Origin of the sequence: Peribacillus sp. NPDC058002, assembly GCF_042886655.1 — a bacterium.
GTDB classification, from domain to species: domain Bacteria; phylum Bacillota; class Bacilli; order Bacillales; family DSM-1321; genus Peribacillus; species Peribacillus aracenensis.
Genome location: NZ_JBHVQU010000041.1, coordinates 1 through 22,871, shown reverse-complemented (window position 1 = coordinate 22,871; position 22,871 = coordinate 1). Strand labels below are relative to the sequence as shown.

The window sequence follows — 22,871 nt, the reverse complement described above, 5'->3', positions numbered from 1 at the left end:
GGTTTTATTTATCCATATAAGTTAGGAAGAATCATGAAAAGACCCCTTCCGATTGTGGAAAGGGCTTATTTCCGTTCAATTTTAATTATCCTTCTACTATCGAGTAAGTCCCTACACCCCCGTGGATTTCAAGGAACATGTCCATCAAGGATTTCGTTAGCTGATTTGCTTCGGTGATTGGAGTATTGGGTTGTAAATATATGATTTGGATGGCCTTTTTCGTTCCTTCGGTGACTTTCGTGCGTTCTGAATCAACGTAAGGACTTCCGAATGCGCCATCATGGTCGGCTGATGTAATCATATTTTCCATGGAATTCAAGCGGCCGTTCAGTCCCTCATAACCATCTGACCCTTCGCCAATCTTTATCGAGATGTCTCCTGATAATTTGTCCGCATCATAAATGCCGATCGGAACTTCATATAACAGCGAGAAGAAGTTATTCAAATCGATGGCTGAATGGATGGGTGCCAAGTAATTCTGTTTTTTTACGCGGCGGTAAAGGGCTTCCACGGAGGGGCGATACCGCGACGGGTTTGCTCCTGTAGCCTTGAAAATCTCCCGCCACGCTTTAATGCCGGAAAAGTCGGTCAATTCCTTTTCTTCAAGGTCGAAGAAAAGTGCTTCCTGAAATAGTTGTAGTCTTCCTTTCACCATTTGCGGGGAGGGACCTACTTCGATGTTTTCATATGTAATGATCCCGACTTTGAATTCAGGGATTTTACTGCTTAGATTAGCTGATATGGTAATTTCCAACCGTTTCACCTCCAAAAATGATTGCAATTAGTTTATCATAGATAGCAATGGTTTGAAATGGATTCAAGCTTCAATGGGAATACTGAATGAAGTAGGTGATTAATATATGGATATGAACTTATTCAAGCAAGAAGTGATTTTATATAGTAAGGAAATCGGCATTGATAAAATCGGCTTTACATCGGCCACGGCTTTTACCGAATTGAAAGGTAGGCTGATACGTCAACAGGAGCTGGATTATCAGTCAGGGTTTGAAGAAGCCGATATAGAAAAGAGGGTAAGGCCTGAATTGATATTCGATAAACCGCAATCCATCATTTCGATTGCGCTTGCATATCCTTCGAAATTGAAGGATGCTCCGCAAAGTACAAAAAGTGAGCGACGCGGGATCTTTTGCAGGGCTTCTTGGGGAACGGATTATCATACCGTTCTTCGAAATAGATTGCAGTTACTTGAGAACTTCATTAAAGATAAAGTGCCAGGAGCATTGACGAAATCCATGGTTGATACGGGTGAATTATCAGATAGGGCAGTGGCTGAGCGTGCGGGAATTGGCTGGAGTGGAAAAAACAGTATGATCATCACTCCGGAATTCGGGTCTTATGTATATTTGGGGGACATGATTACCAACCTGCCATTTGAACCTGATCAACCGATGGAAGATCAATGCGGGACATGCAATAAATGCGTCGATGTTTGCCCGACTGGTGCGCTCGTTCAGGGCGGGCAGCTAAATTCCAAGCGTTGCATTGCATTCTTAACGCAGACAAAAGGTTTCCTTCCGGATGAGTTCAAGACGAAAATAGGCAATCGTTTGTATGGGTGTGATACATGCCAGACAGTTTGTCCGAAAAACAAAGGAATGGATTTTCATTTCCATGAAGAGATGGAACCCGACCCAGAGCTGGCGAAACCGCTGTTGAAACCATTGCTTACGATTTCAAATCGGGACTTTAAAGAGAAATACGGCCATGTATCTGGATCTTGGCGTGGTAAAAAGCCAATCCAACGAAATGCCATTTTAGCATTGGCCCACTTCAAAGATGAAACGGCATTGCCCCAATTGATACAGGTCATGAAGAAAGATCCAAGGCCTGTAATCCGAGGAACGGCGGCTTGGGCAGTCGGGAAAATTGGCCGGGAGCAGGCCGTTTCCATTCTGGAAGAAGCAAGAATGAAGGAAACGGATGAAGAGGTACTGGCGGAAATTGAGAAAGGACTGCAGTTTACCTTGGAAACAAAATGATATTTAAGATGTAGAGGCTGTCCATAAGTCGTAAATGACTTTTGTGACAGCTTCTTCCTCTTTTTTTTAGTTATGGAAATTACCACTCTAAGTAGTAGTCTTTTGTAGTAAATACATTATTGAACAGAAGATAAAACTTAGTATCGATTATCAGCAGAACTTACATCCCCGTCATAAGATTGCTGTTATACGGGTATATTTGTTACGGCATCTACCAATTCATACTTAAGGTGAGCTGCAGCACCGCTTATTTGGGACACTTGCCATGCTGAATAACTAGTTGTTGTACTATTCCTGCGATGGAGATGTTTGTATATATATAAATAAATATATACCTGTGGGAACCTAAAAATAGAGATTATTGGGCTGTTAATAATCAGCAATTCGTTAGCTCTCGATGCATGACTGTCCAAATTTAAATGACTTGAGTTCCCCTTTCCCTCTTAACGTGGAGGATACTGGTTATCTTGTCTTTTATCTATATACAAAGTGCCATCACTTTGTATTTCAGCATAAAATACATCTTGTAGGCATACACCAAAATGCTGTAATTGCGTTTCCAACCAGCTTTGGTTTAAACTCAGTTTACTTAAATTATGAGGAACGATTTTTCCATCCACAATAATTTCAGTAGGTATGTATAATGGTTTCACATAAGTAATATCCTTTTTGGAACCACTCTGGCTATCCACTTTTTTTAAGACAGACAATTGACCATTTGGTTCTAAAATGGCATAGTTTACCTCTTGCATGGAGAATATGCTTTGTTCTCGCAATAGCATGCTAAGGTCATCCATGTTTAATTTTTCCCCTTTCAAAGCTTTCTCTAGGATTTTTCCATCTTTGATTACAATTGTAGGTTCGCCGTCAAGTATTATACGAGCTTTTGGAGATTTTAAATTAATAAAGCTTACAAGAATAGTGAGTACGGACCAACCGATTAAACTAACGAAGGCGTCAACCACATCAATACTTGTATCAATTGTGATGGAAGCAGCCACCGCGCCGATAGTGATACCTGTAATATAGTTGAAGTAAGTCAGCTGACTTACTTGCTTTTTTCCCATAATTCGAGTAATCAATAGTAAAACCACAAAAGCGGCGACCACCCTACTTAACACTTCAATAATGCTCAAAATTTCCCTCTCCAATCTGGTCTAATCAGGTTAGAAAATTGTGTATCCATCTTTATTATTTCCCCAATATTACTTTGATTATAATTCAGCATAAATAAGCCATACTGTAATCGACCCATACGGAAAGGCTTCACCACGTGACAGTAAAATTTATGAATGTGAGGGTTGTTTGGATTACCCTTTAAAATCGTAAAAAGGCAGGGGGAAATCATCAGGTGCATTTTACTCCCCTTCGCACATACACATTAGCATAGATGGTAAGAAGGAGGGCATGAACTTGAGGGAACAATTGCAACGCCTTTTACAAGAAAGAATAGAGTTTTATACTTCCGATGATTTGGAGCGGAGTGAAAGGAAGTTACATTTGAAAAGGGAAATGATGAGGAACCGTGCTGCTGAAATTGTTCGGGTGAATGCGGCAGGGAAGGTGCATTCGAGGAAAAAGGAAGACAATGATACAGTCCTGACATATCATGTGCATCTGCAATATTTATTGAAACAGGAGGATTCATTTTATATAGAAGAAGAAATGGAAGAAAGGGAGGCCCGGTTTCGAAATGGGTATATAGTGGATGAACGTGAGCTTTTTCCCACCTTTGAAACCGTAGAGGCACCGCCAAAATGTGATCCGGGCGCAGATCGTCTCGCATATAAATATGATCGGATGAAGGCCGTCCAATATGCCGAGCGTTGGTGGAATGAATTCAATCCGGCTTATCATAAATTCACTGATGATTGTACGAATTTCATTTCACAATGTTTGCATGCGGGAGGAATACCGATGTGGGGGGCGCCAAACAAAAATAAGGGCTGGTGGATAAGGGGGAAAAGCTGGAGTTATACATGGACGACGGCCCATTCCTTATATCATCTGCTAAACGCCGGGAATGTCATCAGGACAAAGCGGGTGGAGTCGGCCCAGGAATTGAATTTGGGTGATATCCTCTGCATAGATTTCGAAGGCGACGGACGGTTTGATCATAACTTGATTGTTACGGCGAAGGATCAGGACGGGATGCCGCTTGTGAATGCACATACGATGAACAGCCGTCACCGATATTGGACGTATGAGGATTCGACCAGGTATACACCGAACATCGTTTATAAATTCTTTGTGATTTTGGATGGAGGTTGATTGGTTTTTAGTCTTTTTTGTTTAATGCTATAATTAAGGTGAAGTTCAAACTAGAGGTGAAAATGAAGTGTCAATACATGTAGTTTTATATCAACCACAGATTCCAGCAAATACAGGAAATATCGCAAGAACATGTGCAGGGACGGATACGTCTTTACATCTCATCCGCCCGCTCGGTTTCTCGACGGATGACAAACAGCTTAAACGGGCCGGTCTCGATTATTGGGAAAATGTAAAAATCCATTATTATGATTCGTTAGAAGAGTTTTATGAAAGAAATGCCGGCGGTGAATTTTATTACTTAACGAAGTTCGGGGAGCAGCCGCATTCCAGCTTCGATTACAGTGATCAAGACAGTGAAATATACTTCATTTTTGGCCGTGAAACGACGGGTCTCCCGAAAGAGCTGATCCAAGAAAATATGGATCGTTGCCTTCGGATTCCGATGACGGATAAAGTACGTTCCCTTAATCTGTCGAACACGGCTGCCATCTTGGTTTATGAAGCACTGAGACAGCAAAATTACCGTGAATTGGATTTGAAAACAAAAGGTTGAGTTTCACCAATGTCATACTGTCATCGGGGACATTTGAGCCCCGATGAGGGATTTTTTACATATTCTTAAGGGGTGGGAGCATTGAATAACATTATTGAGAAGATTTTAGATCACCGTTCCATTCGTTCTTTTGAGGACAAGTTATTGTCTGAGGAGCAAATCAATACGATTGTGGAATGTGCCCAAGCGGCATCGACTTCAAGCTATATCCAAGCATATTCAATCATAGGGGTAACCGATCCCAATAAGAAAGCCAAGCTTGCTGAACTTGCCGGACCACAATCATATGTAGAGAAGAATGGACATCTATTCGTCTTTTGCGCCGATTTATATCGTCAGGATATGGTTTCCGAAATGGAAAACACGGACCTGTCCGAATCGATTGAAAGTACGGAGAAATTCATGGTTGCCTGTATCGACGCTGCTCTTGCGGCTCAAAATGCAGCATTGGCAGCAGAATCGATGGATCTTGGCATTTGCTATATAGGCGGGATCCGCAATCATCTCCCGGAAGTGTCAGAGATTTTGAATATACCGCATCGCGTTATGCCATTATTCGGTCTAGTGGTCGGATATCCGAAAAACCGTTCGGATAAAAAGCCGCGTTTGCCGCTGGCCAATATCTATCATGAAAATGGATATCAGGAGGATAAGCAGGAGTTCATCGGACAACTTGAAGAGTATAATAAAACGATTTCCAGCTATTACGAGCAACGGACTAAAGGTAAACGAAAAGACACCTGGACCGAGCAAATGGCTGGAATGCTTGGAAAGAAAAGCAGGTTGTACATGAAAGATTACGTTGAGAAACAAGGTTTTAAGAAACATTGATTGATGAAAGTGCCTATTAGGTAGGAGTATTCTTGCCTTCCCATAAAAGACCATCTTTCAAAGTCCCGAGCATGGGCCAAACGGTAAAGATCCCGGAAATGTTTCCGGGATCTTTACCGTTTTCATTTGTATACGGTTCGGCTCAAAAAAAAAACACGGCAGAATTTCTTCTTAATATACCCATGAAATTACCATTGACAATATATATAGATAGAATTATAGTAATTAGGTAATGGATAATGATAATCATTTTCATTTGAGTTTTTACTTATCTATTTTTCAGTAAATGGAGGTTAAAAAATGGTTCGCCTATATACAGAGAATTTAAATATTGGTTATGGTGAACGTTTAATTGTAAAAGATCTCAGTGTGGAAATTCCAGATAAAAAAATCACAACGATCATCGGTTCAAATGGATGTGGAAAATCCACACTTTTGAAAGCGATCACCAGGATCATTCCAAATCAATCAGGGTCGGTTGTTTTAGATGGAGTGAATATTTCAAAAGAAAGCACTAAGATCCTTGCAAGAAAAATGGCCATACTTCCGCAAACACCCGAGAGTGCAAGCGGATTGACGGTTGGGGAGCTCGTATCATATGGACGTTTTCCCTATCAAAAAGGTTTTGGGCGCCTGACCCAAAAAGACTATGATGTGATCGATTGGGCACTTGAAGTGACCGGAACGAAAGACTTCAAGTTCCGTCCGGTGGATGCTCTTTCAGGAGGTCAGCGCCAGCGTGTTTGGATTGCCATGGCCCTTGCCCAGGAAACGGAAATCATATTCCTGGATGAGCCGACCACTTATTTGGATATGGCGCATCAGCTGGAGGTTCTAGAATTATTACAGAAGCTGAATGTAGAACAGGGACGTACAATCGTCATGGTTCTTCATGATTTAAACCAAGCTGCTCGCTTTGCCGACTATATCATTGCCTTAAAGGACGGGGAAATAGTCAAAGCGGGTGATTGCGAAGAAGTCATCACTCATGAAGTGCTTAAGGAAGTATTCCATATTGATGCGGTAATCGGGCGAGATCAACGAACGAACAAACCAATGTGCAGCACATACAATTTATTAAAAGGAGATTTGACAACAAATGAAAAAGATAATGTTCCCGTTTATACTGCTGTTAGTGTTAATTATTAGTGCTTGTGGTAACGGGTCAACCGAAAAAGAAAAAAGCACCGATTCAAAAAAGGAAAAATCAGGTACTATCACATATCAATCTGAAAATGGTCCTGTTGAAGTTCCGGCAAATCCTCAGCGTGTTTTAGTACTATCTTCTTTCGCAGGTAACGTAATGGCATTGGATGTTAACCTTGTAGGGGTTGATTCGTGGTCTAAAATGAACCCGAACTTTAAAGAGTTAAAAAATGTCGAGGAAGTAACGGACGAAAACCTGGAAAAAATCATTGAGTTGAATCCGGATTTAATCATTGGTTTATCAACGATTAAAAATGTTGATAAATTAAAGGAAATTGCTCCAACTGTAACGTATACATACGGAAAAGTGGACTATTTAACACAACATGTAGAAATAGGTAAACTTTTGAATAAAGAAAAAGAAGCTCAAGCATGGGTGGATGATTTCAAAAAACGGGCAAAAACAACCGGTGATGAAATTAAGGCTAAAATTGGAGAAGATGCTACCGTTTCCGTTTTCGAAAAGTTTGACAAACAGTTTTATGTATACGGCGATAATTGGGGCCGTGGAACGGAAATCCTTTACCAAGAAATGAAATTGGGCATGCCTGAAAAGGTAAAAGAAACGGCATTGAAAGATGGTTACTTTGCCTTGTCATTAGAAGTCCTGAAAGACTATGCCGGTGATTATGTGATTTTGAGCAATAACAAAGATCAGGACAATTCATTCCAACAAACAGATACGTTTAAAAACATACCTGCCGTTAAAAATAATCAACTATATGAAGCTGATGCAAAAAAATTCTACTTCAATGATCCAATAACATTAGAATACCAATTAGACTTCTTTTCCAAAAGTTTTCTTGGAAAATAATGCAGCGAGGGAGAGGGATTCCAATTCCTCTCCTTTTATTCTATAAAAAAAGAGATGAGAGAGACAGATGACTAATGAAAATCAACGTTTCATCCCATTTATATATAAACTGATCATAGGGGTCGCTCTATTCATAGGCATGTTCATTATTTCAATGGCATTTGGTGCGGCGGATGTTACCGTAAAAGATGTCTGGCAAGCACTGACATCAAATGCTGCTGGTGAAAAACTTTCAATCATTCGGGAAATCCGTTTCCCTCGTGAAGTGGGGGCAATCTTTGTGGGTGCAGCACTTGCCGTTTCCGGTGCCATCATGCAGGGAATGACTAGGAATCCACTTGCTGATCCGGGGTTGCTTGGATTGACGGCAGGAGCCAATGCAGGTCTCGCCATTACTTTGGCATTCATTCCAAATGCCAATAACTTAGGGATCATGATTGCGTGCTTTATAGGTTCCGCGGTGGGGGCAACCATGGTTTTCGGGATAGGTGCGATGAAAAAGGGAGGATTTTCTCCTTTACGGATCGTATTGGCTGGTGCTGCAGTCTCTGCATTCCTTTTTGCCGTTTCGCAAGGGGTCGGCCTTTATTTCAAAGTATCAAAAGATGTATCGATGTGGACTGCAGGCGGGAATATCGGAACATCATGGGGCCAGCTTCGGGTAATCGTCCCGTTCATTTTAATTGGCATCCTGATTTCCCTTTTCTTTTCCAGACAGCTCACCATACTAAGCTTAAGTGAAGAAGTGGCGGTAGGATTAGGCCAAAAGACAACACAAATAAAGGCGGTACTCTTCGTAGTCATCGTTCTCCTGGCAGGCGCTGCCGTTGCACTTGTTGGAAATATGGTATTCATCGGCTTAATGGTCCCCCATATGGTCCGGGCTTTCGTGGGTACGGATTATCGATTCATCCTGCCTATGTCAGCGATTTTAGGAGCCACTTTCATGCTACTTGCCGATACGATCGGCCGTACAATCAATTCTCCATATGAAACACCTGTGGTAGCGATTGTTGCGATGATAGGTTTACCTTTCTTCCTCCTAATCGTGCGCAAAGGAGGTAAAGCATTTTCATGATCCAGTCAGCTTTAGTCAAAAAACAGCGATGGATAGTAGGTGCATTGTCCGCACTCATTATCATTACGATCATTATAGGAACGTGTTCGGGATATTCGAATCTTTCTATAGGGCGACTGATTCCAACGCTTTTAGGGCAAGGCACATTTAAAGAGGAATTCATATTATTTTCCGTCCGATTACCACGAATCATCATTACCATTTTAGCAGGCATGGCCCTGGCACTGTCGGGAGCCATCCTTCAAGGAATCACACGTAATGATTTGGCCGATCCCGGAATCATCGGGATCAATTCTGGAGCTGGTGTTGCCATAGCCGCTTTCTTTCTGTTTTTCCCGCTTGACGCTGGATCATTTGTTTATATGGTTCCGCTTGTCGGTTTTATCGGCGCGTTATTGACGGCCTGTTTAATATATATCCTCTCATTTAAGAGAAGGAGCGGCCTTGAACCCGTCCGGTTAGTGTTGATCGGGGTTGGTTTTTCAATGGCGCTTTCAGGCCTGATGATTGTCCTCATTTCATCAGCGGAACGAGCCAAAGTCGATTTCATTGCAAAATGGTTGGCGGGAAATATATGGGGAACGGATTGGCCTTTCATTTGGGCAGTTCTTCCATGGTTAATCATTCTCATTCCATTCACATTATATAAAGCAAATCGTTTGAATCTGCTTGGTTTAAGTGAACCGGTCGCAATTGGGGTCGGTGTATCGATTGAGAAGGAGCGGATCACATTGCTAATCACTGCTGTAGCATTGGCCGCGGCTGCCGTTTCTGTTACAGGCGGAATTGCATTCATTGGACTCATGTCCCCGCATATAGCAAAATCTTTGGTGGGACCTCGAAATCAACTATTCATTCCGGTTGCCATTTTAATCGGTGGATGGCTATTGTTGCTTGCCGATACAATAGGCCGTAATATAATTGAACCCGAGGGGATTCCTGCAGGTATCATGGTTGCATTGATCGGTGCTCCTTATTTCATGTATTTATTGTTGAAAAAATAAAATCTTGCAAAAACCCCCTGAAATTTTTCAGGGGATTTTATGTCTTTTCAGTGCTTTCGTTTTTGGTTTTAATCAGGATTATGTATATCTAATTATTTCATCAGGGCTCAATCGTTTCGCCTCGAAATAAAACACTTGAATAAATTTTTTTGTATTTACCCGGGTAGGTGTAAGGACTATTGTTGAATCATATTGCAGTTCTTTCATCTTTTGACGAACGACTGTGAAATCAAAAAATTTAGAAGCGTAATTTTCAAACTTCGGATTTGAAAAATCCGTTAAACCGAGCGAAGCAAAATGATTTAACGAATGGTTAATCGTTCTGCGTATTCGCTGTTCGGCAGCTTTTATCTCCCGGTTGATATCAACCTGCAAAGCTGATGTGCCGAGCTTTTTTTTGGTGATTTCTACAAAGATATCTTTAAGGGTCGGGAAATGCCTTCCAAAAGTAAAAGTCCGTTCATACATAAATAAATATTGCAGGATTTCGATTAAATCTTTTGCACCCTTTTCTCCAACGATCCCTAATTCCGATAAAAGGAACTCACCCACCTCTCTTATACTTTTTTCATTATAACGATTGGATTTATCAACTTTTGGCTGTTCAAAGTTCAATACACTGTTTAATGAGGCCTGGATATTTGTGATCGATCTTTCTAAATGAATGCGTTCCATGACTTTTCGGATGACTGTTAATATTTCAATACGATTGATTGGTTTAGTAATATAATAATCGATTCCAAGTGAGTATGCCTCACCAATCAGATCCTTTGATTCAACCTGCGAAATCATTATTATTTTCCCGTTAAATGTATTTTTTATATGACGAAGTGTCTCAATGCCATCCCGGATTGGCATTAATAAATCAATAAATAGTATATCGATTTGTTTTAAATTCAAAATATGTCCTTCTAATAGACTTCCATCCTCGGCTTCCTCCACCACTTCTCCTAAATCTTCGTTCTCAATAATTTGGCTCAAGTTTGAACGTATCGCACAATCATCATCAGTTATAAAAAAACGCATGGAATCATCCTTTCTGGATCAACTTATGAATGGGTAATTTTATTGAAAAAACGGCACCGTTAAAACTATTCTCAAACAGGATATCGCCTCCCAGTTCTTTTACGACTTCTTTAACATATGAGAGACCAATCCCTGTTGAAGGTGTCCCAAAATGATCATATTTTGATGTGAATCCAGGTTTGAATATGACAGTCTGATATTTTTGAGGAATTCCAGGTCCGGTATCAGCAACCCTGAATTCTACATTGTCGCGACTTTCACTCAAACTTAAATGTACGATTCCTTTTTCTTTAATTGCTTCCACTGCATTAGCGACTAAATTATTGAAAAGGGATAACACGGTATATACATGATAATGTGAATCGTTTTTTCCATCTAATGAGTATTCAAATTGAATATCCTTTCCTAATGAGAAGGCATATTTTTCATTAATTCGGATGATTAAATGAAAAAGTTCAGCAGCATTCATATAATCCCTAAAGCTCTCATTGGAAATCAATTTGGAGAGACCAGCAAAAATTCGTTGATTATCTTTCTTGACTTCATGCATTTCACCCGCGATGCGCAATGCTTTTTGACTATATGGTTCTGTAGGAACATGAAAGTGCTTTTCCCGTTTTTCCAATGCTTTTAATTCTCGATACAAATCATACGATTTCTTTGTAATATTCTCTGCATTTTTTAATGTTTTTTTTAAGTGGATCGTTTCCTCGTATAAATTGGAAATGAGCATCAGCATATGTTCATTTTGTTTTCTGATTTGCCGTTCCCTTGATTGTGCTTCATATAGTTTCATCATATTAAAAAAGCTTAAAACGATAAAACTGTGGGCGAATGCGATCATGATCATCTCGTTTAGTGAACCTAAAGTAATTGTTGTTTCTAATACAATATATTGAAAGATTAATTCTATTGAGTCAGACAAAATTTCGATAATAAGACCAATAAATCCAATAATCAACGATCGGTTTTGAAAGCGATTGATTTTCACTAAATAAAAAAGAAAGGAGTAGGTGAAATAAAAAAAGAAACTTGGAAAATGAACTTGAAAAGAGGAAGACCAGGAAAAACTATCAAGCATGAAAAAATCTATTAGAATACGAAATACCACAACCATTGTTCCTGTCAGGAAGCCTGAAAAAATGGCAGGTGTTTTCTGTAATAATAGTAAAAAGAAGAAAAGTACAGGCGGACCAAAGCTTACCCGAAACGTTTCATTTAAAGGGTAAAAACTCAATTCGCCTGCCAACGGCACTGTTAACAACATCAAAGCAAGGATATTGACCTCTTTTTTCATTAACGTACTGAGATTCAAGTCGTCACCACCCAATTTGTTTAAAAAATCAGTATACAGTTTCATCGGCTTCAATACAACGCTTTCTTTGTTTCTGAATAGAACGGCTTATTACCGATTATGGCAAACCCAATCTTTTTTCTATATGTGAAATAAATACGTTTTTTTGTGGTTTTTTATTTTTTGATTTTGTAGGTTTTCGTATGATTATGTAGTTCCCAATTTAAAATGAACGGTAGATAGAAATATTTGAAAGCGCTTAATAATATTTTGAATATTCATTATGTCTTCATCGAATCTATTATAAGTAAGCTTGATGGCATTCGGAAAGACGCTCATATTGAAAAAAATGATACAACAACTGAAGAGGTGGAAGAATGTGATTGAAGAATTGTCAAAAGAGTATGACATTCATGTTAATAGTCAAAGAATAGCCGACTTAGATGAATGGGTAGCACATTACAGATCCTTTGCTACTGAAGGGCAAACCGCCAATTATATACCGGCATTGAGAAATGCACATTTACCGCAATTGGGCATTTGCATATTGGAGCCTGGTGGAACAATGATCAAGACTGGGGATTGGGAAGTCCCCTTCACGCTGCAAAGTATTTCAAAAGTGCTCAGCTTTATAGCCGCATGCTTGGGGTGCGGCATTTCTTATGTGCTAGAGAGGGTCGATGTGGAACCAACCGGGGATGCTTTCAATTCAATTATTCGTTTAGAAATGCATAAGCCGGGAAAGCCATTTAATCCTATGATAAATGCAGGGGCGATTACCATAGCATCGCTTCTCCCAGGGGATTCTTCACGAAAAAAATTGGAATTTCTCTATGAATTATTTGAAAATTTGTTAGGGAAGCGCCCAGCCATCAATGAGGAAGTATATCAATCTGAGTGGCAAACTTCCCATAGAAATAGAGCTTTAGCCCACTATTTAAAAGAGACGAATTATTTAGAGTCGGATGTAGAGGAAGCTTTAGAGGTTTACCTCAAGCAATGTTCCATAGAAGTAACCACAGAAGACATAGCCTTGCTTGGACTGATTCTTGCACAAGATGGATACCATCCTATTCGTAAAGAACAAGTACTCCCTAAAAAAGTGGCTAAGCTGGCCAAAGCATTAATGCTTACTTGTGGTATGTACAATGCTTCGGGGAAATTTGCGGCTTTTGTTGGGGTGCCAGCCAAAAGTGGAGTATCTGGCGGGATTATGGCACTAGTTCCTCCAAGTGCCCGAAGCGGAATGCCTTTTCAAGATGGATGTGGCATTGGCATATATGGACCTGCTATTGATGAATATGGGAATAGTGTAACAGGTAGTATGTTATTGAAACAAATGGCACAGGAATGGGATCTAAGTATTTTCTAAAAGCAGGGGAATTTATTCTTGTAAAAAGGTAATCTTTAACAAGACGTTATGTAATGCAGCAATTACTTTAAGATTCAGTTGAATGTACTTGAGACGAATCATAAAGTCCAATTTCTTTAAGGACCTTATTATAAAGGAACAATTTTGGAAAGCATGGTGATGAACATATGAATAATTTGCAGCGAAAGATGGGAACGTTTTCGTTAACGATGGTAGGACTCGGGTCTATTATTGGCTCAGGTTGGTTATTCGGAGCTTGGAGAGCGGCGCAAATCGCAGGACCCGCTGCCATTATCTCTTGGATTATCGGGATGGTCGTTATTTTATTTATCGCACTTTCTTACAGTGAATTAGGATCTATGTTTCCTGAAGCTGGGGGAATGGTAAAATACACGCAATACTCTCATGGTTCTTTTTTAGGGTTTCTTGCAGGTTGGGCAAACTGGATTGCAATCGTTTCCGTAATTCCAGTTGAAGCGATCGCTTCTGTTCAATATATGAGCTCATGGCCATGGGAATGGGCACGGTGGACACATGGATTAGTAGAAAATGGAAGTCTTACTGGGGGAGGCCTGGCAATTGCCTCTGCCTTACTGATCGTGTACTTTTTATTAAATTACTGGACAGTTAGTTTGTTTTCGAAAGCTAATTCATTTATTACAGTGTTTAAGGTTATTATACCTGGACTTACGATTGGGTCACTTTTATTTGCAGGGTTTCATGGAGCCAATTTTACCTCTGCAGGAAGCATGGCTCCAAATGGTTGGGCAAGTGTACTTACAGCTGTAGCAACTTCTGGTATCATCTTTGCATTTAACGGTTTTCAAAGTCCAATTAATATGGCAGGTGAGGCAAAGAATCCTGGACGTTCGATCCCAATTGCCGTAATTGGATCCATTTTAATTGCAACTGTCATCTACGTTTTATTACAGGTTGCGTTTATAGGAGCCGTGGATCCGTCCATGATCGTGAACGGATGGCAACATTTGAATTTCAATTCACCGTTTGCTGACTTAGCAATTGTTCTAGGCATAAACTGGTTAGTTATTTTACTATATGTGGATGCATTTATTTCTCCATCCGGGACAGGAATAACATACACGGCGACAACGTCACGAATGCTTTATGGAATGGAAAAGAATAAATATTTGCCAAGCGTTTTTGGAAAACTGCATCCACTTTATGGAATCCCTCGTCAAGCCATGTTTTTGAATCTAGGGGTATCTTTCTTATTTTTATTCATGTTTAGAGGCTGGGGCGTTTTGGCAGAGGTTATTTCGGTTGCGACATTAGTTTCTTATATTACAGGTCCAGTCACAGTTATGACATTAAGGCGCACAGGTCAGAATTTGTACAGACCATTACGTCTAAAAGGATTAAGCATCATTGCACCGCTTGGTTTTGTTTTCGCTTCCTTGGTTCTATATTGGGCAAGATGGCCGCTGACAGGACAAGTATTATTTATCATTATGATTGGTCTTCCCATTTATTTCTATTATCAATCAAAAATGAAATGGAAGGGATTCCGTCAAAACTTTTCGGCTGGGCTTTGGATGGTTGTTTACTTACTCTGTATGATGACCGTTTCATACTTAGGCAGTGAAAAGTTTGGAGGACTAAACATAATCCCATTTGGTTGGGATATGGTCATCATTACATGTTTAGCCTTAGGGTTTTATAGTTGGGCAATAAAGAGTGGATTCCAAACAGAATATTTGGAACAAGGACAAAAAGTAAATGAAGACTTGAGATCGATGGAGAACGACGTTGCTTCTCAAACTGATAAAAAGAACGCTGTATAAATGATGAATCCACTTCATTGGTTAGCATGTTCCAATAAGCTATTACATTCGTAGAATGACATCGAAAGTGCTTCTTTCTATTTATATTAATGAGGACACCAAAAAGGAGGACGGCAAATTTAATTTGCTGTCCCCCTTTTTGGAATGTAAGAAAAGGCCTTTATTCTTTTATTTCACACCTGGTTTATCTTCATATCCGGCAGTGAAGATAGCAGCTAAAAATGTAATAGCAACTCCAACGATAACAACTGTGCCCATGTTATGACCTCCCTTTACCCATATTGTCCCACTTAAGTATAGGCTTAGTATACCCTAATTTTTAGCAGGAGTGCACACAAATTTTCTTGTCAGCATATTTATCATCAATTCTCAATGATTAAGCCTTTTTCGATACATGGAGAGTCAAGGGTGATTCGAAACATTGCCCGGCCACTTTTTAAAGTCTGACATGTTTGTCAGACTTGGAGCATAGATTTAAGTATTCTCTGAAAGTGACAGGGGGAGGTTCCTTAATGGATATTTTAAAGAAAATCGAAAAATTTAGAGAAGATGAACAGAAGCTGAAGTGGGAAGGCACCTTCGCAGAGTACTTAGAAATATTGAAAGAAACGCCTTTAGTTGCTCAATCTGCTCATTCACGTGTATACAACATGATCAGAGATGCAGGGATAGAGGAAGTAAATGGGACAAAGAAATACAATTTTTTCAGCGGTCAGTTGTTTGGACTAGAGGATTCACTGGAGAGGCTCATCGAGGAATATTTCCATCCAGCGGCAAAGCGGCTCGATGTCCGTAAGCGGATATTGCTTCTCATGGGTCCGGTGTCAGGTGGGAAGTCCACACTCGTTTCTTTACTGAAGCGTGGACTAGAAAATTATTCATTAAAAGACTCTGGCGCGATTTATGCAATAAAAGGATGCCCGATGCATGAAGATCCACTGCATCTCATTCCGCAGTATTTACGGGATGATTTTTTTGAAGAATATGGGATCCGGATTGAAGGAAACCTATCGCCGCTGAATGTAATGAGGTTAGAACAGGAGTATGGAAGCAGGATTGAAGATGTGATGGTCGAGCGTATTTTCCTTTCAGAGGATAAGCGTGTTGGAATTGGAACATTCAGTCCTTCAGACCCTAAGTCACAGGATATTGCTGATTTGACGGGCAGCATCGATTTTTCGACCATTGCCGAATACGGATCGGAATCAGATCCGCGTGCCTATCGCTTTGATGGTGAGCTGAACAAGGCGAACCGCGGGATGATGGAGTTCCAGGAGATGCTGAAATGTGATGAGAAGTTCTTATGGCATTTGCTATCATTGACACAAGAGGGGAATTTTAAAGCTGGCCGTTTTGCATTGATCAGTGCAGATGAGCTCATTGTGGCTCATACGAATGAAACGGAGTATAAAGCGTTCATTTCCAACAAGAAAAATGAAGCATTGCATTCCCGTATCATTGTCATGCCTATTCCATATAATCTTAAGGTTACCGAGGAAGAAAAGATTTATGAAAAAATGATCCGTGAAAGTGATGTCTCGGATGTTCATATAGCCCCGCATACATTAAGGGTGGCGGCAATCTTCAGCATCATGACCCGCCTGAAGGATCCCAAAAAGGGCGATATCGATCTAGTGAAAAAGATGAGGCTCTATGATGGGGAAAATGTCGAAGGATTTAATTCCGCAGACATCAATGAATTAAAAAAAGAATACCAGGATGAAGGCATGAGCGGAATCGATCCGCGTTACGTGATAAACCGAATTTCCTCTACGATCATTCGGAAGGAAAATCCGTCCATTAATGCATTGGATGTACTAATGTCATTAAAGGCAGGTCTTGACCAGCATCCGTCCATTACGAACGAACTTCGGGAGAGGTATTTGAATTTCATTTCACTGGCACGTAAAGAATACGATGCCATTGCAAAAAATGAAGTGCAAAAGGCATTTGTTTATTCGTACGAAGAGTCGGCGAAGATCCTCATGGATAACTATCTTGATAATGTCGAAGCATACTGCAATAAATCAAGGCTGCGCGACCCATTGACTGGGGAGGAAATCAACCCTGATGAAAAATTGATGCGCTCGATAGAAGAGCAAATTGGAATATCCGAGAATGCGAAAAAAGCATTCCGCGAAGAAATATTGATTCGCATTTCTGCATATGCGCGTAAAGGGAAGAGATTCGATTATAATTCCCATGATCGTTTACGGGAAGCGATCCAGAAAAAACTATTCGCGGATTTGAAGGATGTCGTTAAGATCACTACCTCAACCAAGACACCAGACGAAAGGCAACTGAAGAAAGTGAACGAGGTCATCACGAGACTTATCGATGAGCACGGATATAATTCGACTTCAGCCAATGATTTGCTGCGCTATGTGGGCAGCTTGTTAAATCGGTAATCCATAATTTTTTGCCCCTGCCCCATATCGGGCAGGGGTTTATCCCCTTTTGCGAAAGGCTAGAGGGAATCCAATCAATTCCTCTGGATTACATTGAAATCATGCACCTTTTGAAAGTGTTAAAGTGTCCTTCGACAAGGAATGAGAAATAATGAACCAAACAAAGCACCGGGCCCTACGGTATGAAGGGGAGCCTGGTGCTTTTGATTTCTATTTAGTTACATTCAAGCCATACTGCTCAATAAGTGTAATAAGTTGATTCGGTGATAGCTTGTCTTCGCTATGATCGATTTTAATTTCCCCATCATCAACATCGATGATTGCACGTTCCACACCTTCCGTTTTCAAAAGTATGGACTCCAGATTTAAAATCGGACCTTCTGACGTTGCTTCCTTTACATAAAGTGTAGTTGTTTGCATAATTCCTGCACCTCCTTAGATTTGCTCATGATGTTTTATCTATACCCGATATTTCCATAAGATATGTTACGTTTTGGATTTGGAAATATTGGGTATCAATAAGTAGGGGTGATGTTAAATGAGTAAAGAGGAATTGAAAAAAGAACATGTTCCGGAAAACAGCTCCATGGCCAAGGATTATGAAGAGATGAAAGAACTGGGGAAGCAGATGGAAAATCAAAGGACGAATGAAGAATTGAAAGAGTGGGATAAACGCCCAGGTACAGTTCAACATGAAATTGAGGAAGATAAAGATTGACGAATATCACAACCAGAATCATTCTATCTGTTTAAAAAGGTGTCCAGAAAAACTACTGGAGCACCTTTTTTGTTGTATTTCATTGCTTTTGATGTCCTTGGAAGCCTCTGTTTTGCAGATCAATTACGTGGCTAAGTTCAAAAAGATATTTTAAAATATCCTATAATCCGACAATAAAACCTGCTTTAAAAAAGAACAGACCTGATAATCATCAGGTCTGTTCTTTTTCTTGAAATACTTATTTTACTGTAATATTTAGAAAACAACCTTATAGGGCCCATAACGCCCTTGCCAGGACTTGTCTAGTTCGTAGGCAAACGTCCATTATTGAATTTTGTTGTAAATTATCCTGCATCGCTGCATAAGATAGAGTAATACTTTTCTTTTAATCCGTTTTTTCGCACTGTATTTTTCATTGGAAAACCGGAATGATGTGGGCATTCCCACACTAACTTATTATATGAAGGAATGATGAAAAGCGTGCAAACATTTTTAAGGGGGGAAGAGAATGTCGGAAGAGAGTAATCAACAGTATGTTATCTCACAGGAAAATTGGTCCCTCCATCGGAAAGGTTTTGATGATCAACAACGTCATCAGGAAAAGGTGCAGGAAGCGATCAAGAATAATTTGCCTGATCTAATTTCAGAAGAAAGTATCGTAATGTCCAATGGCCGGGATGTTATCAAGATTCCCATTCGCTCCTTGGATGAATACAAAATTCGTTATAACTATGATAAAAACAAACATGTAGGGCAAGGCGATGGAGACAGTAAAGTGGGGGATGTGGTCGCAAGGGATGGCTCACCGTCCGATGCAGGAGCAGGTAAGGGCCAAGGTGCGGGTGACAAGGCGGGTGAGGATTATTATGAAGCCGAAGTGTCGATGCTGGAATTGGAGGAAGCCCTGTTCAGTCAATTGGAACTCCCTAATCTTCAGAGGAAAGAACATGCGGAGCACACGCTTGAACACATCGAATTCAACGATATCCGCAAGACAGGCCTAATGGGAAACATCGATAAAAAGAAAACGATGATATCGGCTTTCAAACGGAACGCCTTAACGGGGAACCCGGGTTTTCATCCTATTTATAAGGAAGACTTTAAATTCAAAACCTGGAATGAGATACAGAAACCTGATTCCAAAGCAGTTGTACTGGCGATGATGGATACTTCTGGAAGTATGGGGTTATGGGAAAAATATATGGCTCGAAGCTTTTTCTTTTGGATGAACCGTTTCTTGCGGACAAAATATGAAACGGTGGAAATCGAGTTCATTGCCCATCATACAGAAGCGAAAGTGGTTCCGGAAGAGGATTTCTTTTCAAAAGGGGAAAGCGGCGGAACGATTTGTTCGTCCGTATACCGAAAAGCATTAGAACTTATTGATCATAAATATGACCCCATGAAGTTTAATATCTATCCGTTTCACTTTTCCGATGGTGATAACCTAACATCAGATAACGTCCGATGCGTTAAGCTTGTTGAAGAACTCATGAAGGTTTCCAATATGTTCGGGTATGGGGAAGTCAATCAATACAATCGTCATTCGACATTGATGACAGCTTATAAAAACATCGATAATGAAAAATTCAGGTACTATATCCTTAAGCAAAAGTCTGACGTTTTCCACGCAATGAAGAGCTTTTTTAAAGATGAGGAAAGTAAGAAGTATGCATAAAAAGGGAAACGTGGTAAGTGAAATTTTCAGATCAAAATAATTGTAGGTTAAAAAGGCGTGCGATTCACATTGTACGTCTTTTTTCTAATCTTCCTTTTGGCAATGTCAGGGTGACAGATAAGACCAGATGAAAAGGCCGTTGCTCAACAGAAGCAACGGCCTTTTCAAATCTCCTATATTTATATCATTCGTTTGAAGCTTTATATTCACAATATTTATAAAGTTGAACAGAATCAAAGAAAGACAAAAAACAACCATACCCTTATATTAAGTATGGTTGTTTTAAAAAATTTCATGACTGGTTTTATTGAGTAGTTACATATTCATTATTTCCTGCACGCATTCCAACAATGAAAATAAGTGCCGATATTGCGGCCAACATCAATAAGGGAACTGTCCAGCTGTGTGTAATGTCATGCAGCAATCCGAATAATACAGGTCCAATGGCAGCTAAGAGGTACCCGAATGATTGAGCCATTCCTGATAATTCCGTCGCCTCATGGGTGCTTTGTGTTCGAAGACTAAAGAACATCATGGATAAACTGAATATGGTTCCGACCCCAATTCCAATCAATATCATGCATACTGGTATGAATAGTGTGCTTCCATATAATATGCCGAATATCCCTGCGATAAGGAAGACGACAGGCGGGACCACTAACAGACGCTGACTTTGTATGCGTCCAGCTAAAATTGGCACAAGGAATGTTATGGGAATGACGGCAAGCTGCATGATGGATAGCATCCAGCCAGCCTCATCAGCGTTCAGCCCTTTTTGCTCCAGGATTTCCGGCATCCAGGTAATTACTGTATAGAAGATAAACGATTGCAACCCCATGAAGAATGTTATCTGCCAGGCTAACCCAGAACGCCATAAGTTAATCTTTTTATCCTTTTGTGCCGTTTGCACATCCTTATCTGACTTGAATGGCCGTCTTAATTGCGGCATCCATAAGAAGACTGTAATAAGTGATAAGATTCCCCAACATCCAAGGGCACCAGCCCATCCCAATCCCGATGAAGAAGCAAGGGGAATGCTGATCCCGGAACCTATTGCGCCACATAAATTCATGGAAACAGCATAGGTTCCTGTCATCAAACCGATATTCCTGGCAAAATTATGCTTGATCAGACTGGGTAACAATACATTGCCGATTGCAATGGCTAACCCAATTAAAATGGTCCCTATAAACAATGTCGGCACTCCGCCAACTGAGCGTACCCCAATCCCGATTGTTAATAATATCAAGGAAAGGAAAAGGGTAAGTTCCATTCCAAAACGCCGTGCTATCCTAGGTGCAAATGGTGATAATAAAGCGAAAGAAAGCAAAGGCAATGTCGTTAATGAACCTGATAATGTATTGGATATCCCCAGGTTATCACGGATCGAAGTGACAAGGGGGCCAACAGATGTTAAGGGAGCCCTCAGGTTTGCCCCAAGAAGAATGATCCCGATGATGAGTAGTCCAACCTTGGGTTTAATATCCATTTTTGTTTGTTCTAGTTGATTTGCTGCTTGGTTAATGCCCATAATCTCCTCCTTACTTACTCTATAGATTTTTTGAATTGTGCAATGTATTCATTCACTGTTTCGATTGCCCGGTTCTCATCTTGTTCGATGATGGCATCTACAAGATTGCAATGAATGTTCAAATGAAAGTTCACATCAGAACTCATCTCCACTATCCGGTGGATGGATTCATGCAGGGAGTGTTCCATATGTTCGTACAAATCAATCAATAAATCATTATGTGATGAAGCCATAATCGATTTATGTAACTGTATATCGGCTTCTTCGTAAGCCTTGATATCCTTTGCCCTGGCAGCTTTACTGCATGCTGATATATAATATTGCAATCGTTCTATATCTTCTTGATTACGTCTTAATGCCGCTAACTGAGCTCCCTCTCTTTCAAGTGCATGACGGACCTCTAACGTTTCTAATATACTTGACTGCTGGATCCTTCTTTCAAAAGCAGCCCCCAAGGCACTTGATGACCTTACGAATGTTCCTTTTCCTTGTTTCGTTACTAAAAGGCCCGCATAAACAAGTGATCGTACAGCTTCTCTTAATGTATTTCTGCTTACATCGAACTGTTGGATCAAATCCATTTCAGGGGGGATTTGATTTCCAATTTTCCATTCACCTGATTCGATTAACGATTCGATTTGGGAAACGACTTGTTCTACAAGTGATAAGCGATTTGTTTTAGATATGGTCAATATTCACACCTCGAATTTGTAGGATGATTGGTTCATTGGTTATTTTAACATATGTATATTGAAGATGGAGCAAAAGGAGTATTTTAAATCCAAATTTGTTTCCCTTTTATTCTTCAGAAAAAAGTTGCAGTTGATTTCAGAAATCAGCTCCATTTCCGCCGACTGTCTGCCAAGCTTCATCAAAGCAAGCGCCTGTGGTGTCTCGGCTAGCCAGTAATTCGGCAGGAGTGTCGCAAATTTCTTCCATCCAATAAGGATTACAGTAAAAAAACCATAAAGTATATCATAAGTATTGTTTTAAAATCAGTGTTCAGGATGAGACAGTTCCGAATCCGCTTTTTAGACAAAAGGGTTTATATCTGAATTTTTTAAACAAAGTTGATGGGAGGAGGTGTTCGAGACTCCTGCTTAGAAAAGCGAGTGCAGGAGAGACCCCGCAGGTGGAAAGGCGCCGCGCGAATGGCCCTACGTTCCAATCGACGTTCAAACTGTTCTGGCACTAAAAAGACTGTAAACAAATTCGACCTGCATCGAGTTGATCTGACCCAATAAAGTTAGACATATAGTTTAAGCAGCTTCTAAGACTTGAG

The 22,871-nt window shown here is 40.2% G+C and carries 20 protein-coding genes; 13 read left to right on the top strand and 7 right to left on the bottom strand.

Annotated elements, in window-relative coordinates; all coding sequences use genetic code 11:
* Nucleotides 1-85: 85 nt before the first annotated feature.
* Nucleotides 86-754: a B3/B4 domain-containing protein gene (locus tag ACFVSH_RS10370; RefSeq protein ID WP_387596941.1), complete on the bottom strand. Its 669-nt coding sequence runs from the start codon at nt 752-754 to the stop codon at nt 86-88.
* 106 nt (nt 755-860) lie between these two features.
* Here ACFVSH_RS10370 and queG point away from each other — a divergent pair, with 106 nt between their 5' ends.
* Complete coding sequence (queG, locus tag ACFVSH_RS10365) at nt 861-2,000, top strand: tRNA epoxyqueuosine(34) reductase QueG (RefSeq protein ID WP_387596939.1); 1,140 nt, start codon at nt 861-863, stop codon at nt 1,998-2,000.
* A gap of 443 nt (nt 2,001-2,443) precedes the next feature.
* Here queG and ACFVSH_RS10360 read toward each other — a convergent pair whose 3' ends face one another.
* Nucleotides 2,444-3,136, bottom strand: coding sequence for a DUF421 domain-containing protein (locus ACFVSH_RS10360; protein WP_387596936.1), 693 nt, complete (start codon nt 3,134-3,136; stop codon nt 2,444-2,446).
* A 277-nt stretch (nt 3,137-3,413) separates the two neighbouring features.
* On the opposite strand from ACFVSH_RS10360, the gene ACFVSH_RS10355 reads away from it, so the two are divergent.
* The 7 genes from ACFVSH_RS10355 (at nt 3,414) to ACFVSH_RS10325 (ending at nt 9,760) form a co-directional block, all read left to right on the top strand.
* On the top strand, nt 3,414-4,271 hold the full coding sequence (locus ACFVSH_RS10355) for an amidase domain-containing protein (RefSeq protein ID WP_387596933.1): 858 nt from the start codon (nt 3,414-3,416) through the stop codon (nt 4,269-4,271).
* Nucleotides 4,272-4,338: 67 nt separating this feature from the next.
* The gene (gene trmL / locus ACFVSH_RS10350; protein ID WP_098370923.1) at nt 4,339-4,827 is read left to right on the top strand and encodes a tRNA (uridine(34)/cytosine(34)/5-carboxymethylaminomethyluridine(34)-2'-O)-methyltransferase TrmL; all 489 of its coding nucleotides are present in this window, start codon (nt 4,339-4,341) and stop codon (nt 4,825-4,827) included.
* A gap of 81 nt (nt 4,828-4,908) precedes the next feature.
* Nucleotides 4,909-5,658, top strand: coding sequence for an oxygen-insensitive NADPH nitroreductase (gene nfsA / locus ACFVSH_RS10345; RefSeq protein WP_387596930.1), 750 nt, complete (start codon nt 4,909-4,911; stop codon nt 5,656-5,658).
* Between the two features lie 300 nt (nt 5,659-5,958).
* Entirely contained in the window at nt 5,959-6,807 is an 849-nt protein-coding gene (locus tag ACFVSH_RS10340; protein WP_387596927.1) for an ABC transporter ATP-binding protein, read from the top strand.
* On the top strand, nt 6,758-7,678 hold the full coding sequence (locus tag ACFVSH_RS10335) for an iron-hydroxamate ABC transporter substrate-binding protein (protein WP_387596924.1): 921 nt from the start codon (nt 6,758-6,760) through the stop codon (nt 7,676-7,678). The genes ACFVSH_RS10340 and ACFVSH_RS10335 overlap by 50 nt, the downstream gene beginning before the upstream one ends.
* A gap of 67 nt (nt 7,679-7,745) precedes the next feature.
* A complete protein-coding gene (locus ACFVSH_RS10330; RefSeq protein WP_387596921.1) occupies nt 7,746-8,756 on the top strand; it encodes a FecCD family ABC transporter permease in 1,011 nt (336 codons plus the stop codon).
* A complete protein-coding gene (locus ACFVSH_RS10325; protein ID WP_387596918.1) occupies nt 8,753-9,760 on the top strand; it encodes a FecCD family ABC transporter permease in 1,008 nt (335 codons plus the stop codon). Before ACFVSH_RS10330 ends, ACFVSH_RS10325 begins: the two co-directional genes overlap by 4 nt.
* A 78-nt stretch (nt 9,761-9,838) precedes the next feature.
* On the opposite strand, the gene ACFVSH_RS10320 is transcribed toward ACFVSH_RS10325, so the two are convergent.
* Both ACFVSH_RS10320 and ACFVSH_RS10315 read right to left on the bottom strand, forming a co-directional pair.
* On the bottom strand, nt 9,839-10,786 hold the full coding sequence (locus ACFVSH_RS10320; RefSeq protein ID WP_387596915.1) for a response regulator: 948 nt from the start codon (nt 10,784-10,786) through the stop codon (nt 9,839-9,841).
* Nucleotides 10,787-10,790: 4 nt separating this feature from the next.
* Nucleotides 10,791-12,053 (bottom strand): ATP-binding protein, encoded by a 1,263-nt coding sequence (locus tag ACFVSH_RS10315; protein ID WP_387597179.1) that lies wholly within the window; start codon nt 12,051-12,053, stop codon nt 10,791-10,793.
* A gap of 409 nt (nt 12,054-12,462) precedes the next feature.
* On the opposite strand from ACFVSH_RS10315, the gene ACFVSH_RS10310 reads away from it, so the two are divergent.
* The 3 genes from ACFVSH_RS10310 (at nt 12,463) to ACFVSH_RS10300 (ending at nt 17,662) form a co-directional block, all read left to right on the top strand.
* Nucleotides 12,463-13,452 carry a glutaminase gene (locus tag ACFVSH_RS10310; protein WP_387597178.1) on the top strand — a complete coding sequence of 330 codons (990 nt, stop codon included), beginning with the start codon at nt 12,463-12,465 and terminating at the stop codon, nt 13,450-13,452.
* A gap of 167 nt (nt 13,453-13,619) precedes the next feature.
* Nucleotides 13,620-15,254: a glutamate/serine transporter AimA gene (locus ACFVSH_RS10305; protein WP_387596912.1), complete on the top strand. Its 1,635-nt coding sequence runs from the start codon at nt 13,620-13,622 to the stop codon at nt 15,252-15,254.
* Nucleotides 15,255-15,766: 512 nt separating this feature from the next.
* Nucleotides 15,767-17,662, top strand: a complete 1,896-nt coding sequence (locus tag ACFVSH_RS10300; protein ID WP_034315159.1) for a PrkA family serine protein kinase — start codon at nt 15,767-15,769, stop codon at nt 17,660-17,662.
* Between the two features lie 210 nt (nt 17,663-17,872).
* Here ACFVSH_RS10300 and ACFVSH_RS10295 read toward each other — a convergent pair whose 3' ends face one another.
* The gene (locus ACFVSH_RS10295; protein ID WP_063235974.1) at nt 17,873-18,082 is read right to left on the bottom strand and encodes a hypothetical protein; all 210 of its coding nucleotides are present in this window, start codon (nt 18,080-18,082) and stop codon (nt 17,873-17,875) included.
* Nucleotides 18,083-18,200: 118 nt separating this feature from the next.
* Between ACFVSH_RS10295 and ACFVSH_RS10290 the strand changes: the two genes are divergently transcribed.
* Together ACFVSH_RS10290 and yhbH are read left to right on the top strand one after the other, a co-directional pair.
* Nucleotides 18,201-18,380: a hypothetical protein gene (locus tag ACFVSH_RS10290; RefSeq protein WP_063235975.1), complete on the top strand. Its 180-nt coding sequence runs from the start codon at nt 18,201-18,203 to the stop codon at nt 18,378-18,380.
* A gap of 508 nt (nt 18,381-18,888) precedes the next feature.
* A complete protein-coding gene (yhbH, locus tag ACFVSH_RS10285; RefSeq protein ID WP_387596906.1) occupies nt 18,889-20,058 on the top strand; it encodes a sporulation protein YhbH in 1,170 nt (389 codons plus the stop codon).
* A 304-nt stretch (nt 20,059-20,362) separates the two neighbouring features.
* Here yhbH and ACFVSH_RS10280 read toward each other — a convergent pair whose 3' ends face one another.
* Both ACFVSH_RS10280 and ACFVSH_RS10275 read right to left on the bottom strand, forming a co-directional pair.
* Nucleotides 20,363-21,589, bottom strand: coding sequence for a CynX/NimT family MFS transporter (locus ACFVSH_RS10280; RefSeq protein WP_387705840.1), 1,227 nt, complete (start codon nt 21,587-21,589; stop codon nt 20,363-20,365).
* 14 nt (nt 21,590-21,603) lie between these two features.
* Nucleotides 21,604-22,281, bottom strand: coding sequence for a FadR/GntR family transcriptional regulator (locus ACFVSH_RS10275; RefSeq protein ID WP_387596900.1), 678 nt, complete (start codon nt 22,279-22,281; stop codon nt 21,604-21,606).
* Between the last annotated feature and the right edge of the window lie 590 nt (nt 22,282-22,871).

Coding starts and splice junctions, on each gene's coding strand:
- queG (WP_387596939.1), top strand. CDS start 861: ATGGATATGAACTTATTCAAGCAAGAAGTGATTTTATATAGTAAGGAA.
- ACFVSH_RS10340 (WP_387596927.1), top strand. CDS start 5,959: ATGGTTCGCCTATATACAGAGAATTTAAATATTGGTTATGGTGAACGT.
- ACFVSH_RS10335 (WP_387596924.1), top strand. CDS start 6,758: ATGAAAAAGATAATGTTCCCGTTTATACTGCTGTTAGTGTTAATTATT.
- ACFVSH_RS10330 (WP_387596921.1), top strand. CDS start 7,746: ATGACTAATGAAAATCAACGTTTCATCCCATTTATATATAAACTGATC.
- ACFVSH_RS10325 (WP_387596918.1), top strand. CDS start 8,753: ATGATCCAGTCAGCTTTAGTCAAAAAACAGCGATGGATAGTAGGTGCA.
- ACFVSH_RS10320 (WP_387596915.1), bottom strand. CDS start 10,786: ATGCGTTTTTTTATAACTGATGATGATTGTGCGATACGTTCAAACTTG.
- ACFVSH_RS10315 (WP_387597179.1), bottom strand. CDS start 12,053: ATGTTGTTAACAGTGCCGTTGGCAGGCGAATTGAGTTTTTACCCTTTA.
- ACFVSH_RS10305 (WP_387596912.1), top strand. CDS start 13,620: ATGAATAATTTGCAGCGAAAGATGGGAACGTTTTCGTTAACGATGGTA.
- ACFVSH_RS10300 (WP_034315159.1), top strand. CDS start 15,767: ATGGATATTTTAAAGAAAATCGAAAAATTTAGAGAAGATGAACAGAAG.
- ACFVSH_RS10295 (WP_063235974.1), bottom strand. CDS start 18,082: ATGCAAACAACTACACTTTATGTAAAGGAAGCAACGTCAGAAGGTCCG.
- ACFVSH_RS10290 (WP_063235975.1), top strand. CDS start 18,201: ATGAGTAAAGAGGAATTGAAAAAAGAACATGTTCCGGAAAACAGCTCC.
- yhbH (WP_387596906.1), top strand. CDS start 18,889: ATGTCGGAAGAGAGTAATCAACAGTATGTTATCTCACAGGAAAATTGG.
- ACFVSH_RS10280 (WP_387705840.1), bottom strand. CDS start 21,589: ATGGGCATTAACCAAGCAGCAAATCAACTAGAACAAACAAAAATGGAT.